The sequence below is a fragment of the Sedimentibacter sp. genome (genome assembly GCF_038562225.1).
Lineage (GTDB): Bacteria > Bacillota > Clostridia > Tissierellales > Sedimentibacteraceae > Sedimentibacter.
The window spans coordinates 445,919-462,167 of the sequence record NZ_JBCFAS010000001.1; the positions used below are offsets into that span (position 1 = coordinate 445,919).

Below are 16,249 nucleotides of genomic sequence, written 5' to 3' on the forward strand. Positions count from 1 at the left end.
AGCCTCCAAAATCAGCAATGTAAATTTTCAACAAATTACTAAACGTTCAGTTCCACATTCACACCAAGCATTTCTTTATTTTTGTCCAATATGGGTTTGATAGTTTCATTGTAGAATTCTTCCACCTGCTGCGGTGCCCTTCCTATATAATTGGAAGGATTTATTGTTTCATCTATTTCTTCCCTGGTCATATTTATGATCTTACTGTTGTACATTCTTTCTATGAGGTCATTTTGTTTTCCGAATTTTTTAACCTGCTCTGCTGCCTGCATGGACAATACTCTTATTTCCTCATGAAGCTCCTGCCTGTTTCCGCCACGTTTTACAGCTTCCATGATTATATTTTCGGTTGCCATGAACGGAAGTTCTTCAAGAATGTGTTTTTCTATTACCTTGTCATTTACAACCATTCCGTTGAAAACATTTATGGCTATTCCAAGGATTGCATCGGCAGCCAGGAAACCCTGAGGTATGCTCAGACGCTTGATTGCCGAATCGTCCAGCGTTCTTTCAAGCCACTGAGTGGCAGTAGTGTTCGCCATGTTTGCTTCGTTTGACATGATGAACCTTGCAAGTGAAGCTATTCTTTCGCTCCTCATGGGGTTTCTCTTGTACGCCATTGCTGAGGACCCTATCTGGTTCTTTTCGAAGGGCTCTTCTATCTCCTTCTGGCTTTGCAGAATTCTTATGTCGTTGGTTGCCTTGTGCAGACTTTGTGCTATTCCGCTTAAAGCGGCCAATACGTAAAAATCCACCTTCCTTGTGTATGTCTGGCCTGTCAGCTTGAATGCTTCCTTAAAACCCATTTTGGCGACCACAAGCTCTTCAAGTTTCTTCACCTTTTCAGAATCATTGTCAAAGAGACTCATGAAGCTTGCCTGTGTTCCGGTTGTTCCCTTTACACCTCTTAATTTAACCATTTCTATGACATGGTTTATTTCTTCGTAATCCAGGTACAGATCCTGCAGCCACAGGCTTGCCCTCTTGCCCACGGTTGTAAGCTGAGCCGGCTGGTAGTGAGTGTATCCAAGAGCTGGCATATCCCTGTACTTCATGCAGAAATCAGACAGCACTGCCAAAAGGTTTATTAGTTTCTTTCTGATTAAAAGAAGTGCGTCTCTCATGAGTATTGCATCGGTGTTGTCCACAACATACATGCTTGTGGCTCCCAGATGGATTATGGGCATAGCCTTTGGACATGCGGTTCCAAAAGTGTGAACGTGAGCCATTACATCATGTCTGAATTCTTTTTCTTTTTTTGCTGCAAGGTCGTAATCGATGTTGTAGATGTTAGCTTTCATTTCTTCTATTTGTTCATCTGTGATGTTTAAGCCAAGCTCCTTTTCACCTTCGGCAAGTGCAACCCACAGCTTTCTCCATGTGGAAAACCTGCTTTCGTCTGAAAATATGTAGCCCATTTCCTTGCTGGCATAACGCGTTATTAACGGATTTTCATATGTATCTCTTGACATTTCATACCCTTTCCTTACTGAAATTAAATTAAGAGTTAAGAATTAAGAATTAAGAATTAATTGAAGATTCAGGCTATGCCTGAATCAGCTTTTAATTCTTAACTCTTCACTCTTCATTCTTAATTATACTATCTTAATTTTTAATTGCTTTTATAAATTTATTTTATAACTAAATTAAAAAGAAGTAAACAATAATTTGTTTACTTCCATGATTTCATTTTTTATTTAGCATATTCAGTAGCTCTTGTTTCCCTAATAACATTTACTTTAATTTGTCCTGGATATTCCATTTCCTCTTCAATCTTTTTAACTATATCCTTTGCTATAAGAATTATGCTTGAATCGGTTGTAACTTCCGGTTTAACCACAATACGTATTTCTCTTCCTGCCTGAATTGCAAAAGATTTCTCAACGCCTTCGAATGAATTTGAAATTTCTTCTAATTTTTCCAGTCTCTTAATGTATGTTTCGAGAGTTTCCCTTCTTGCTCCCGGTCTTGCTGCTGATATCGCATCGGCTGCCTGAACCAACACAGCTTCCACAGTCTGAGGTTCAACATCTCCGTGGTGTGCAGCAATTCCATGAATTACGGCTTTGCTTTCCTTGTACTTTCTGGCAAGCTCTTCGCCTATGGTAACGTGAGGGCCTTCTATTTCATGATCCACTGCCTTGCCTATGTCATGCAGCAAACCTGCTCTCTTGGCTAATTTAACATCAGCTCCAAGCTCGGCTGCCATTATACCGGCCAGGTACGATACTTCTATAGAATGCTTCAAAACATTTTGACCGTAACTTGTTCTGAATTTAAGTCTTCCAAGCAGTCTCACAAGTTCCGGGTGAAGTCCGTGAACTCCGGTATCCAGCGTTGCCTGTTCACCTTCGTCCTTGATTTGTTGTTCAACTTCTTTTTTAGCCTTCTCAACCATCTCTTCAATTCTTGCAGGGTGGATTCGTCCGTCTGCAATGAGTTTTTCAAGGGCAAGTCTGGCTACTTCTCTTCTAATAGGATCAAATCCAGAAATTACTACCGCTTCTGGCGTGTCATCTATTATTATATCTATACCGGTAAGCTGCTCAAGAGCTCTGATATTTCTACCTTCTCTTCCTATTATCCTGCCCTTCATTTCATCGTTAGGCAGGTCAACAACCGATACAGTTGTTTCCGCTACATGGTCCGCAGAACATTTCTGAATAGCATATGTAATGATTTCACGTGCTTTTCTTTCTGCAGTGTCTTTTGCTTCCCTCTCAATTTCTTTTACGGCAATCGAAGCTTCCTGTTCAGCTTCTCTCTTTATGTTGTCAATCAACATATTTTTTGCTTCATCTGTTGAAAGTCCGGAAATTCTTTCAAGTTCTTCAACCTGCTTTTCATGAATTGCTTCTAGTTTGTTTTGCTTTGTTTCGATTTCCTTAAGCTTTTTCTGAAGCGTATCCTCTTTCTTTTCAACAAGCATACTCTTGGAGTCGAGCATTTCTTCCTTTTTGATCAATCTCTTTTCAGATCTTTGTAATTCGTTTCTTCGTTCCTTGTTTTCTCTTTCATATTCATTTCTCATTTTGTGAGCTTCATCTTTTGCTTCAACAAGAATTTCTTTTTTCTTTGTTTCAGCTTCTTTTGTTGCTTCATCAACTATTCTTTTAGCTTCTTCTTCAGCACTACCTATTTTGCTTTCAGATATATTTTTACGAACTATAATTCCTACAATTATACCTACAACTGCGCAGATAATACCGATAAAAACCATTTCCAAAATTCAGCACCTCCCAATATTAAATTTTCAAGCTGCGAAATATATACATTTTCTGCATAAATTTTTGCATAGTCTCAGAAAATGTTTATCTTCTAAGATATATTTAAATAGTAAAAGTTATTTCTTTATACTTGAATATAATATATTTTATAATTTTTTACGCTTAATGTCAAGACATAATGTTTAAGTTTGCATTTTTTAAGTAATTCATACGTTTTTGCAATTTAATCTAAGTTTACGTAATTTTATTTCGGTAATCTGTTTTGGTAATAATTATGATTAATAATAGGCTGCATGTATATTTGCATAATAAAAGGCGCTTAAATCCCGGTTCATTGCCCGGGAGTTTAAGTGCCTGCATATTAATTGTCTAAATCATTTGAATTTTTATCGTTATCATCGCCTGAGTTCAGCACGATGTCTCCCAGCTCAAACTTTTCTCTTACCTTGTTTTCAATTTGGTTCATCAGTTCAGGGTTGGCTGCCAGGAACTCTTTTGAATTTTCTCTACCCTGGCCAATCCTGTTTCCTTCGTATGAATACCAGGCACCTGATTTGTTGACTACATCTGCTTCAACTGCCATGTCCAGTATGCAGCCTTCCTTTGATATTCCCTTGCCGTATATGATGTCAAATTCTGCCTGTTTGAACGGAGGAGCAACCTTGTTCTTTACGATCTTAACCCTTGTCCTGTTTCCGTATACATCATCGCCCTTTTTAAGGGATTCGATTCTTCTTACGTCAAGCCTCATGGAAGCGTAGAACTTAAGAGCCCTTCCGCCGGTAGTAACTTCAGGGTTTCCGAACATTATTCCCACTTTTTCACGCAGCTGGTTTATAAAGATTGCAACGGTGTTTGACTTGTTTATTGCACCGGCCAGCTTTCTTAAAGCCTGTGACATGAGTCTTGCCTGAAGGCCCACATGGGCATCTCCCATTTCGCCGTCTATTTCTGCCTTTGGAACCAACGCGGCAACGGAGTCAACCACAATTACATCCACAGCTCCGCTTCTTACCAGAGCTTCAGCTATTTCCAATCCCTGCTCGCCGGTATCAGGCTGGGAAATTATAAGGTCTTCGATTGATACTCCCAATTTTTTTGCATATCCCGGGTCCAGAGCGTGTTCGGCATCTATAAATGCTGCGATGCCTCCTCTTTTTTGTGCTTCAGCCACTATATGTAATGCAACCGTAGTCTTACCTGATGATTCGGGTCCGAATATTTCGATTATTCTTCCTTTTGGAACACCACCGATGCCTGTTGCTATATCAAGAGGCAGCGCTCCTGTTGGTATGGCTTCTATGTTGAGCTTTGCGTTTTCACCCAGCTTCATAATAGAGCCTTTGCCAAATTGCTTTTCTATTTGAGCAATTGCCAGCTCAAGGGCCTTATCTTTTTCCATCTCACGACTCCTTCTCAGAACATTTGTTCTATTGTATTATACAAAAAACAGCATCCATTGTCAATATAAATCTGAAAATAATCGAACAAATTTTCTACTTGATTACTCCCATGTTTTCATAAACATAAGTTGCTCCCGATGTAATGGTTAAAAGAACAACTATTGCTGCCAGCGGTGATATCCACAGAGTGGTAAACGTAAAATATCCTGTGTAGTTCATTAATATGACTATTATCAGAATCATCTGGAACACAGTCTTTATCTTGCCCCAGGGATTCGCAGCTATCTTCACACCCTTGGAGGCGGCAAGCGTCCTGAAACCGGAAACCAAAAACTCTCTGGAAATAATGATTACAACCACCAATGCACTCATGTATCCTATTTCCACAAACGCAATAAAGGCTGAAGCAGTCAAAAGCTTATCAGCAAGAGGATCCATGAACTTGCCGAAATCCGTAATGAGATTGTCTCTTCTTGCTATGTATCCGTCTACCGCATCGGTCACTGCAGCTGCTATGAAAATAAGAAGAGGTAGGAAACGGAATATTCCTCTGCTTACATAAAGGAACAGCAGAAATACGGGTATTGCAAGAATCCTTATTACTGTCAGCTTGTTCGGCAAATTCAATTTTTTAAACCAATCCATCATGTACATCTCCTATCAAATCATATTCTAATGCATCATTTATTTTAACTTTGTAAATATTGCCGATGGTAAGTTTCCTGTCTGAAGAAACATATACGCAGCCGTCAATTTCGATGGAATCCATATAGGTTCTGCCTACATAAATGTTCTCCACATCTTTCTCCTCGATAATGACATCATATGTTTTTCCTATTTTTGAAAGGCTGTTCTCGTAGGATATTCCAAGCTGAAGTTCCATAAGCTCATTGTGCCTTTCTTCCATGACCTCTTCAGAAATCTGGTCAGGCAGTCTGTATGCAGGGGTGTTTTCTTCCCTTGAGTACTTGAATATACCAACCCTGTCAAGCCTGTATTCCTGAAGGAAACTTTTAAGCTCTTCATGTTCCTCATCCGTTTCTCCTGGAAAGCCCGTTATGAGTGAAGTCCTTATAACAGCGCCTTCAACTTCGCTTCTTATTTTTGTAATCAAATCCTTTATCTGTTTGCTGCTTGTGTTTCTGTTCATCCTTTTGAGTATGCGGTCGTTTATATGCTGCATGGGAATATCGAAGTACTTCAGCAGCTTGGTGTTTGTCTTGAATTCATTTATGAGTTCGTCATAGATGTCTTCAGGATATAGGTAGTGAACTCTTATCCACTGAACGTCTTCTATTTCAGAAACTCTTCTTATCACCTCATGCAGCTTTCTTTCGCCGTAATTGTCCAAACCGTACTTGCTTGTGTCCTGTGCGATGATTATAATTTCTTTGGCACCGTTTTTGGCCAGCGACCTTGCCTCCTCCACGATGCTTTCTATCTTTCTGCTTTTGTAAGGCCCGCGAAGCTGCGGAATAACGCAGTATGTGCAGTTGTTGGAGCAGCCTTCCGCAATCTTGAGATAGGCATACCACTTGGCTGTCAGCGGGTTTCTGGGAAGATCCTTGTCTATGTCAAGCTGAATCTTTGTGTCCACCACAAGAGATTTGCTCTTTTCGTATTCATCTATATACTGGTCGATTTTTTCAAATCCGCTTGTTCCTATGATAACATCAACCTCAGGAATTTCCTTGGCCAGTTCTTCACCGAATCTTTGTGACAGGCAGCCTGTCACAACTATCTTGGCATTTTTGTTTGCGTTGTTCTTTACGTCTGCTGCATAAATTATGGCATTGACCGATTCCTGCTGGGCGTCGTTTATGAACGAACAGGTGTTGATAATGATGTAATCTGCCTTATCGGCGTATTCCGTCACCTTGTACCCCTTATTTTTAAGAATCCCGAGCATATTTTCGGAATCCACAAGATTCTTTGAGCATCCCAGCGAATGCATGTAAATTTTCTTCATTAACTGTTAATTTCCTTTCATTTCGTCTAATTCTTCTTTTGTTATGAGCACCTTTCGGGGCTTGCTTCCTTCGTGTCCTCCCACAATGCCTCTTTCCTCAAGCTGATCGATGATCCTTGCGGCTCTTGCATATCCGACCTTGAACTTCCGTTGAATGTATGATGCGGAAGCCTGGCCGTCTGCAACCACCATTTCTATGGCCTGCTCTAAAAATTCGTCAGCTTCTTCATCCTGACCCTGGGAGGATTTTTCTATTTCTTCTATTATTTCAGTCTGTCTTCCGGTTTTAATCTCTATCTGCTGTTCCCTTATGCTGTCCACAACTCTCTTTATCTCATCGTCCGATATGAAAGTTCCCTGAATTCGTACCGGCTTGGGAAGCCCCATGGGATGATAGAGCATGTCTCCCTTGCCAAGAAGCTTTTCGGCTCCTCCCGTGTCAAGGATTGTTCTTGAGTCTATATGGGATGAAACTGCAAATGCTATTCGGGAAGGTATGTTGGCCTTGATTACTCCGGTGATAACGTCAACCGAAGGTCTCTGGGTGGCTATAACAAGATGTATGCCGCAGGCTCTTGCAAGCTGCGCAATTCTTGTGATATATTCTTCAACTTCTGTAGATGCCACCATCATCAGGTCTGCGAGCTCATCTATAACTATGACTATCTGCGGCATTTTCTCGCCGCTTTCTCTTACCATCTTCTCGTTGTATGTGTGTATGTCCCTTACACTGTTTGCTGCAAAAACCTTGTAGCGGTTGGTCATCTCGGCCACAGCCCAGTTAAGGGCGTTGGCAGCCTTTCTTGGGTCTGTCACGACAGGTATCAAAAGGTGCGGCAGTCCGTTGTAAACACTCAGTTCCACAACTTTTGGATCAACAAGTATAAGTTTAACCTCATCAGGCTTTGCCCTGAACAATATGCTCATGATGAGAGAGTTGATGCACACGCTCTTTCCTGAACCGGTAGCTCCGGCAATGAGAAGGTGTGGCATCTTGTCGATGCTGGCTATGATACTCTTGCCGGCTATGTCCTTTCCAAGAGCAAAAGGAATGTTTGACGGTACTGATTTGTATTCCTTGGATTCAATGAGGCTTCTCAAGTACACGCTTGTCTTGTTCTTGTTGGGAACTTCTATTCCAATTGCGGATTTGCCCGGTATGGGAGCCTCCATTCTTATCTCAGATGTAGCCAGAGCCAGAGCTATGTCGTTGGAAAGTCCCGTAACCCGGCTCACCTTTATGCCCGGTGCAGGCTGTATTTCATATCTTGTTATAGTAGGTCCCTTATTTATCTGAAGTATGTTGCACGGTATATTAAAGTTGCTCAGTGTTTCAATGAGCTTTTCGCCTTCCTTCTTAAGGTCCTCCTTGTCTCCTTTTGCATGCTGCGGCACAGTATCCAGAAGAGCAGTTGAAGGCAGTTTGTACCTGTCTGTCTTCACTCCGGCGATGTTTATTATGTCGTCTGTAATTTCCTTGGATTCAAACTTTTCAGCCTGCTTCTTTTCTTCCTTTGCTTGCACATCATGAATGTCATGTATGACCGGTTCCTTCAAATCAGCTGCAAAAGCTTTCTGCACTTCTTCTTTTACGGGCATATCTTTCCTTGAGTCATCTATTTTAAGCTGAGTTATTTCTGCTTTCTTGCTTTCCGACGGAGCGTTCATATAATCGTAGATCTTTATGTTCTCTTCCGTTTCTTCCTGTCTCGTTTGCTTTGAGTCTTTTTTTGAAGCCTTGTTCTTGTCTTCGCCAACCTCGGTGAATATAAAATGGTACACAGCCCTCATGATTTTTTTGATGTATTCTGCCGCTAGCTTGCAGATTCCTATAAGGCTCTGATTTGTAAGCAGAATGAAAAAAGCAAACATCAGTGCTCCAAGCACAATATATGTTCCGTTTTTCCCCACAAGTTTTAAAAATATGAATGTCAGCAGATTTCCTGCCATTCCTCCGCCTGAACTTAAAATTCCGGAGTCTATGGAAGCCTTCATCATTTCACTGAATGGTGCCGTTCCTGTCAGCATGTTGTATATTTCATAATTTCCAAGCGCGGCATACATTATGTAGCATGTGAAAAATCCAAGGATTGCCACAACTTGATTGCTGTCGTTGAATATTATGATGTTTAAAAGTCTCATAACACCGATAACAAGTATGAAAAACGGAAGCACTTCAGCCCCCTTTCCAAAGGCCGAATGAGTGAACAGATTGATTGTTCTGCCCACTATGCCCGTCTGATTTTCCTTTGACGTGACTACAATCAGAAATACTGCAAATGCAACCACAAAAATTCCTGTAATCTCTTTTTTAAGCATATCCACATTGCTGTTCTTCAATGATTTTGTGCTTGTACCTTTTTTCCTTGCAGTTGTTTTATTCTTGTTTTCGGTCTGTACCTTTGCCATTTGATACAACGTCCCCCTGTTCTTCTCTAAATTTTATTATATCATAAATGCATTGCTAAACCGCTCGTCACAACGATACAATAAAAACATCCGAGGCAAAGACGTTAGTCTTTGTTTTATTCATAGTTTTTATTATATCATACAACGCCGCGTATCCGCAACGATTATTTGACTTTGAACTACTGCACGTTCTTGTCGATAAATTCGCGAAGGGCATTCATTGCCGAGCTGAACCCTCCTATTTCATCTATCAATCCTATGTCCACAACCTCATCGGCAGTGAGCACGGTTCCAACATCATTTGCAATTTCGTCAGTGTCATACATGTACTGGAGAAAAGCTTCCCTGTTGACGTTTGAATTGTTTACGATGAAGTTTGTAATGCGCTCCTGCATCTTCTGAAAATACCTGAACGTCTGAGGCACACCGATTACAAAGCCGTTTGTGCGGATTGGATGTATGGTCATGGTTCCCGTAGGAGCTATGAACGATTTTTTTGCAGAAACAGCCAGTGCCGTGCCGATGCTGTGACCGCCTCCCAGCACCAGTGATACGGTAGGTTTTGTAATGCTTGAAATAAGCTCTGAGATGGCCAGGCCTGCCTCCACGTCACCGCCGATGGTGTTGATGAGAAGAAGAACGCCTTTAATCTGAGGATCCATTTCTGCACCTATTATCATAGGGATTATGTGTTCATACTTAGTTGTCTTACTTTGAGGAGGAAGCGAATTGTGTCCCTCTATTTCGCCTATGATGCTGATAAAGCAAATGTCCTTTACGGGATTTATGTCTGTTACGCTTCCAACCTCCTTGACATTTTCCAGCTGCTGGTCCGCATCAGATTCATTCTTGTTGTTGCTTCCGCTGAACAAAAAAGGGTTTGCAGGCTCAGGGCTGCTGCCGGAGTTTACTGTCCGGCTGTTTGCATCCTGAACCGGCTGGTTTTGGTTGTTGTTTGAATTGTTGTTATTATTGATCATGTAACTTCTTTTTCCATCCATGTTATTGAATGTCATAATGTTGTTCACATTGTTGTTATCCATATATCCTCCAAAAAAATAATCAGGTTCCATCCTGATTATTCTTTGAAGATTTCAATATTTTATTCATTGCGCCATTAATTTATTACTTCATTCGTTTTCAATTATTATCATGTCGCTGCCGATTTTTTTGATATTTTTCCACAAAATCTCTTTTCTCTTCGGTTCCTTGAAAAATCCGAAATGCGAAGAGCTGCTTGATATGAAGCTTACTATCTCCCCTGTCTTTTCTTCTATAACAAGGTCGCAGTCCCCGAATATCCCCAAATTCTCGCCTGTGTCAATATTGATGATTTCCTTGCTGTAAAGTTCGCTGAGCTTCACGCTACCATCCCCCCCTTATTTAATTAAGAATTAAGAATGAAGAATTAAGAATTATAAGTTTTGATATTTGCAGTCAATAATATTATGATTTAAAAATCAAAATTATTACCGATTTCAAAAACTAATAATTCTTACCTGTTAACTCTTAATTATTAATTGAATTTACACTCCGGTGTGTCCAAAACCGCCTGTTCCTCTTTCCGTTTCGTTTAATTCTTCCACTATTTCAAAATCTGCCTGTTCGTGCTTTATGAATACCATCTGGGCTATTCTGTCACCTGAATTGATGACGAAATCCTTGTCTCCAAGGTTGATGAGAATAACCTTTATTTCTCCCCTGTAGTCGGAATCAATGGTTCCGATGCCGTTTACAAGGCTTATGCCGTGTTTTATGGCAAGTCCGCTTCTTGCTCTGACCTGGGCCTCATAGCCTTCAGGAATCTCTATAAAAAGGCCGGTGGGCACAAGAGCTCTTTCCATGGGCTTAAGGACAACAGGCTCCTTAACATATGCCTGCAGGTCAACTCCTGCAGAACCTTTGGTCTCATATGCAGGCAGATTGAATGGATTGTTTTTTACTATTTTAACCTTCATGTTTTTCTCCCAGTACTTTGTAGATTTTTTCTTCGATATCTTTGTTCTTGCTTAAGTTGCCTGTAAATGTGATGCTTAAACTGTCTATGTCGAACAGGTCGTTGGCAAGTCTGAGCACATCTTCTTTTTTTACGCTGTTTATGCTTTCGATTATTTCTTCAGGATATTGAATTTCATCGTAAAGAAGCTCTCTTCTTCCAATGGATGACATGCGGCTAGATGTGCTTTCCAGTCCAAGAATGTAGTTTCCTTTTATCTGCTGCTTAGCCCTTGTGAATTCTTCTTCCGTTATGTTTCCATTTTTGATGCTTACCATTTCCTTCAGTATAGTCCTTAAGGCATCTTCAACCTGGCTGTATGACATTCCTGCGTAAATGCTGAAAATTCCTGTGTTGGAATAGTTGGAAACAAATGAATATATGGAGTACACAAGACCTTTTTTCTCCCTTACCTCCTGGAATATTCTGGAGCTCATTGTTCCGCCGAACAGGTTGTTCAGCACAAGCAGGGGATAATAATCAGGATCGTGTCTTCCTATGGTCTTATTTCCTATGCACATGTGAAGCTGCTCCAAATCCTTGTTGATGCCAAGGACGCTTCTTTTATATTCTGCTTCCTTGTCTTTATGCTTTACGTCTTCATTGTGCCAGTCCTTGAACCTTTCTTCTATCATCTCGATGAAGCTTTGTTCGTCAAAACTGCCGGCAACTGCAATCACCGTGTTGTAAGGAGAGTAGTTTTTCTTCATGTATTCAACAACCTTAGCTGTTGTGAAGGTCTTCAGGTTTTCTTCGGTGCCCAGTATGTTGTAAGCCATTGGACTGTCTGCAAAAATGAGTTCAGTAAGCTTGTCGTGTACCATGTCTTCCGGAGAGTCCTCATACATTTTAATCTCTTCTATTACAACGGATATTTCCTTATCTATCTCTTCCTGCTGAAACAGTGAGTTAAAGAACATGTCTGACAAAATGTCAACGGCTTCCTCTATATTTTCGTCAAGAACTTTCACATAGAAGCATGTGCACTCCTTGCTGGTGAATGCGTTGAGCTGTCCGCCCAGATTGTCTATGTCCTCAGCAATTTCATTGGCTTTTCTGTTCTTCGTTCCCTTGAAGAGCATGTGTTCTATGAAATGAGACAATCCGTTTGTTTCATTATTTTCATTGTTTGAACCAACGTTGACCCATATGCCTATTGATGCAGACTTCACATAATCTATTTTTTCCATTACTATTCTTACACCGTTATCTAAAGTGTGTTTTCTGATCATACTTCCTCCAATTTTTTCATTCGTTTAAAGCCAGAATAACTCCGGGCTGGTTGCTGAAGCCTCTGTTCCTCAAGGAGCTGCATCTTGTAGCTGCCAGCAGAATTACAATTACGCCTGTCAGTACCACTATTATCAGCCTTCTTACAAATGCTGTGTTATTCAAAAAAAATCTCATAAAAATCCCCCTTATAATATTTATTTCAAAGAGGCATATTTATGATTTCCAATTTTAATTTATTAATTGTATATTATCAAATTTCAGCAAAAATTACAACAAGTTTTGATTTTGATTGCCATTTTGTTACAGCCAAGCAAATAAACAAATGTATTTTACCCGATTGCTGTCAGAATTCATAATTTTTTGCAAATAAAAAATAACAAAATCAATGGCCTGCGCCATGATATTGTTATCTTAATTGTTATTTATTTTCGGTTTCCTTCAGCGCTTCTTTTCTGGAAAGTTTTACTTTTCCCTGCTGGTCGATTTCTATAACCTTAACCAGTATCTCATCTCCGATGTTCAATACGTCCTCAACCTTTGCAACTCTCTTGTCGGAAATCTGCGAAATGTGCAGCAGACCGTCCTTGTTGTCAGTAAGTTCAACAAAAGCTCCGAAAGTTGTAATTCTTACAACCTTGCCCAGAATTATCTCGCCGACTTCGATTTCTTTTACGATGCCTTCAATGATTTTCTTAGCCTTGTATGCACTTTCAACATTTTCAGCGGCAATAAGAACTGTACCGTCATCTTCGATGTCTATTTTAACTCCTGTTTCTTCGATAATCTTGTTGATTACCTTTCCGCCTGTTCCGATAACTTCTCTAATCTTGTCAGGTTTAATCATCATCTTTATTATCTTCGGAGCATACTTGCTTACTTCTTCTCTAGGAGTACTGATGCATGCCATCATTTTGTCAAGAATGAACATTCTTCCCACCAGAGCCTTTTCCAGAGCCTGAGTCAATACCTGCTTGTCAATTCCATGAACCTTCATATCCATTTGGATTGCAGTAATACCTTCTGCCGTTCCGGCAACCTTGAAGTCCATGTCTCCCAGGAAGTCTTCCATTCCCTGAATATCAGTAAGAACCGCTATATCATTGCCTTCTTTGATAAGTCCCATTGCAACGCCTGCTACAGGGGCTTTAATAGGAACACCGGCATCCATAAGGGACAATGTGCTTCCGCATACGCTGGCTTGTGAAGTTGAACCGTTAGAACTCAAAACTTCAGATACCAGTCTTATGGTGTACGGAAATACATCTTCACTTGGAATAACAGGTTCCAATGCTCTTTCAGCCAGTGCGCCGTGACCAATTTCTCTTCGTCCGGGACCTCTTGACGGCTTAGTTTCGCCTACAGAGTATGACGGGAAGTTGTAGTGATGCATGTAACGCTTTGAAGTTTCTTCGGAAATTCCGTCCAATGTCTGCTCATCACTGGATACTCCAAGAGTTGCAACAGTCATAACCTGAGTCTGACCTCTGGTGAACAGTGCAGAGCCGTGAGTTCTTGGAAGAAGACCTACTTCGCATGTTATTTTTCTTATTTCATCTATCGTTCTGTTGTCAGGTCTTATCCCTCTTACCAGAATGTTTTCTCTTACTTTTTCCTTAATTATCTTGTACAGCGCATCCTCAATGTCTGCTGAGTTTTCCGGATACTTTTCCAGGAAGATTTCCTTGGCAGCTGCCTTGAAATTGTCGATTCTGTCCTGTCTTTCAAGCTTATCTTCAACAATTATAGCCTCGTTAATAATAGGTGCGGCATACTCTCTGATTTCCTGCTCGATATTTACATCGGCTACAAATTTTACATAATCAGATTTTTCTTTACCTACTTCACTTTGAATTTCGCTGATAAAGTCACAAATTTTCTTTATTTCTTCATGAGCATACATTATGGCATCAAGCATCACAGCTTCTTTTATTTCGTTAGCGCCTGCCTCAACCATCATGATTGCATCTTTTGTTCCTGCAACAGTCAAATTAAGTGAAGTAATTTCTCTTTCCTTGCTGTTCGGATTAACTGTAAACTTTCCGTCCACAAGTCCGATATTTACTGCTCCTGTAGGTCCTTCAAACGGTATGTCTGATATGGACAAAGCTATTGACGAACCGATCATTCCTGCTATTTCAGGTGAACAGTCCTGGTCAACTGACAGCACTGTAACCGTAACAGAAACGTCATTTCTGTATCCCTTTGGAAACAAAGGTCTCAAAGGTCTGTCTATCAGACGTGATGTAAGTATGGCCTTTTCACCGGGTCTTCCTTCTCTTTTAATGAAACCTCCGGGAATTTTTCCTACGGAGTATAATTTTTCCTCGAAATCAACACTCAGCGGGAAAAAGTCGATGCCTTGTCTCGGTTCCTTTGATGCTGCCACATTAGCCATTATAACAGTGTCCCCGTACTGAACCAGGCATGAACCGTTTGCAAGCTCTGCTATTTTTCCGACAGTAACTTTCAGTTCTCTGCCTGCAAGCATGTATTTAAACACTTTTTCTTCCATTAGTACCTCCTTTTATTTTCAATTCTTTAGTAGTTTTATCACGTAACTATTATATGTAGTTTGCAGGTTCATAAACGCAGTTGTTATAATTTGTTTCTTATTGGCTGCAAAATATGGTTGCGTTTGACCTGCTGCATGACGCATAAACTGCGCGGCATAGCACAGTTTCGTTCACCGATTTATCTGCTCCCTACGGTCGCATAAATTGGGAACTCGGTGTTTGACCTACCGCCATCTGTACTTCGCTGATGCTCGTACATATGGGGTTAGGGCATAAACAAGAGAGCGGGATTTCCCCCGCTCCTACATTATCTTCTTAATCCTAATCTTGCAACAATGCTTCTGTATCTTTCGATATCATTTTCTTTTAAGTAGTTAAGAAAACCTCTTCTTTGTCCAACCATTTGCAGAAGACCTCTTCTTGAGTGATGGTCTTTCTTGTTGTCTTTCAAATGCTCTGTAAGGTTGTTGATTCTGAAAGTCAAAAGTGCGATTTGAACTTCAGGAGAACCTGTATCCTTCTCGTTGATTCTGTACTGCTCGATAATTTGTGTTTTTTGTTCTTTAGTCATTTTGTTAACCTCCGTGATTCTATTTTTTATTTCACCATAATCCAAGCAATACGTTGAGGATTCGTAAAACTTAGGCTATGGAAACACAATAAATTCTACCATAATACAAAATTTTTGTAAACAAAAATTTTGTTCCATTAAAGAAATTCTTATATTTTCTATATGCTTTTATAGTTTTTCTAAAAAAACAATATTTTTGTTCTTTTCAACAGTCTTGTCAAATATAAACACGGATCCTACCTTGTTTGAAACAATGGTTAGCACCGCCTTTTCGCTTCCTGCCATCACGCAGTATCTTCCGTCTGCAGGAACTATTATGCTGCTTTTATTGTCTACAAAACCCGTGTTTTTACTATAATCCATGTCTATCTCGCTTGAAAAGATTGTGTACATATCTACCAGAAGGTTATTGGCATCGTGAATCTTCCCTTCCTGCAGGAGATTTCTCACAAGCGTGCTGCTTACGGCAACACCGTTATACTTGACAGGATATATTTCCTCCACATCATAGTTGTACTTGTCCGCAAATTCCTTAAGGGTGCTTATGTTTCCGATTGCCTTGTGTCCGAATGTAAAGTTATAGCCCACTACTATATTTTTGGCGTTGAATCTGTCCACAAGAATTTCCTTTATGAACTGTTCCGGCGAATATTTAGAAACAACCTCGTCAAGCTCGATTTCCACCACATCTGTCACGTTGTACGACCTGAGGATGTTCATCTTTGCTTCGGGGCTGTTGATGTATTTTATGTTGAAACTTGATTTCTTAAGCTCTTTTTTTACAAATTTGAATGTTATTATTATACTGTCTTCATTGGTTTCGCGGCTGAGCTCAATCATCCTTCTTATCAAGGTGTCATGACCGATGTGAATGCCGTCGAAATTGCCAATTGCGACACATGCTGCGTTTTTCATGTTCATTTTTCCA

The 16,249-nt window shown here is 40.3% G+C and carries 14 protein-coding genes; all 14 read right to left on the reverse strand.

Translation table 11 applies throughout. The features are described 5' to 3' along the window. Nucleotides 1–38 precede the first annotated feature (38 nt). A complete protein-coding gene (gene purB, locus AAGU76_RS02075; RefSeq protein ID WP_342483776.1) occupies nt 39–1,472 on the reverse strand; it encodes an adenylosuccinate lyase in 1,434 nt (477 codons plus the stop codon). Nucleotides 1,473–1,693: 221 nt separating this feature from the next. Continuing rightward, entirely contained in the window at nt 1,694–3,220 is a 1,527-nt protein-coding gene (gene rny / locus AAGU76_RS02080) for a ribonuclease Y (protein ID WP_342484671.1), read from the reverse strand. 368 nt (nt 3,221–3,588) lie between these two features. Next, a complete protein-coding gene (recA, locus tag AAGU76_RS02085) occupies nt 3,589–4,629 on the reverse strand; it encodes a recombinase RecA (protein WP_342483777.1) in 1,041 nt (346 codons plus the stop codon). Between the two features lie 94 nt (nt 4,630–4,723). Further along, on the reverse strand, nt 4,724–5,275 hold the full coding sequence (gene pgsA, locus AAGU76_RS02090; RefSeq protein ID WP_342484672.1) for a CDP-diacylglycerol--glycerol-3-phosphate 3-phosphatidyltransferase: 552 nt from the start codon (nt 5,273–5,275) through the stop codon (nt 4,724–4,726). Beyond that, complete coding sequence (rimO, locus tag AAGU76_RS02095; protein WP_342483778.1) at nt 5,262–6,599, reverse strand: 30S ribosomal protein S12 methylthiotransferase RimO; 1,338 nt, start codon at nt 6,597–6,599, stop codon at nt 5,262–5,264. The genes pgsA and rimO overlap by 14 nt, the downstream gene beginning before the upstream one ends. 6 nt (nt 6,600–6,605) lie before the next feature. Then, entirely contained in the window at nt 6,606–9,008 is a 2,403-nt protein-coding gene (locus tag AAGU76_RS02100; RefSeq protein WP_342483779.1) for a DNA translocase FtsK, read from the reverse strand. Nucleotides 9,009–9,187: 179 nt separating this feature from the next. After that, complete coding sequence (locus AAGU76_RS02105; protein ID WP_342483780.1) at nt 9,188–10,051, reverse strand: ATP-dependent Clp protease proteolytic subunit; 864 nt, start codon at nt 10,049–10,051, stop codon at nt 9,188–9,190. An 87-nt stretch (nt 10,052–10,138) separates the two neighbouring features. Next, entirely contained in the window at nt 10,139–10,372 is a 234-nt protein-coding gene (locus AAGU76_RS02110) for a YlmC/YmxH family sporulation protein (protein ID WP_342483781.1), read from the reverse strand. A gap of 162 nt (nt 10,373–10,534) precedes the next feature. Beyond that, a complete protein-coding gene (dut, locus tag AAGU76_RS02115) occupies nt 10,535–10,966 on the reverse strand; it encodes a dUTP diphosphatase (protein WP_342483782.1) in 432 nt (143 codons plus the stop codon). Next, nucleotides 10,956–12,236: a pitrilysin family protein gene (locus tag AAGU76_RS02120; protein ID WP_342483783.1), complete on the reverse strand. Its 1,281-nt coding sequence runs from the start codon at nt 12,234–12,236 to the stop codon at nt 10,956–10,958. Before AAGU76_RS02120 ends, dut begins: the two co-directional genes overlap by 11 nt. Nucleotides 12,237–12,252: 16 nt before the next feature. Further along, a complete protein-coding gene (locus tag AAGU76_RS02125; protein WP_342483784.1) occupies nt 12,253–12,411 on the reverse strand; it encodes a hypothetical protein in 159 nt (52 codons plus the stop codon). Nucleotides 12,412–12,655: 244 nt separating this feature from the next. Then, nucleotides 12,656–14,749, reverse strand: coding sequence for a polyribonucleotide nucleotidyltransferase (locus tag AAGU76_RS02130; RefSeq protein WP_342483785.1), 2,094 nt, complete (start codon nt 14,747–14,749; stop codon nt 12,656–12,658). A gap of 308 nt (nt 14,750–15,057) precedes the next feature. Beyond that, nucleotides 15,058–15,321 (reverse strand): 30S ribosomal protein S15, encoded by a 264-nt coding sequence (gene rpsO, locus AAGU76_RS02135; RefSeq protein ID WP_342483786.1) that lies wholly within the window; start codon nt 15,319–15,321, stop codon nt 15,058–15,060. A gap of 168 nt (nt 15,322–15,489) precedes the next feature. Beyond that, nucleotides 15,490–16,242, reverse strand: coding sequence for an FAD synthetase family protein (locus AAGU76_RS02140; RefSeq protein ID WP_342483787.1), 753 nt, complete (start codon nt 16,240–16,242; stop codon nt 15,490–15,492). Nucleotides 16,243–16,249: the final 7 nt, after the last annotated feature.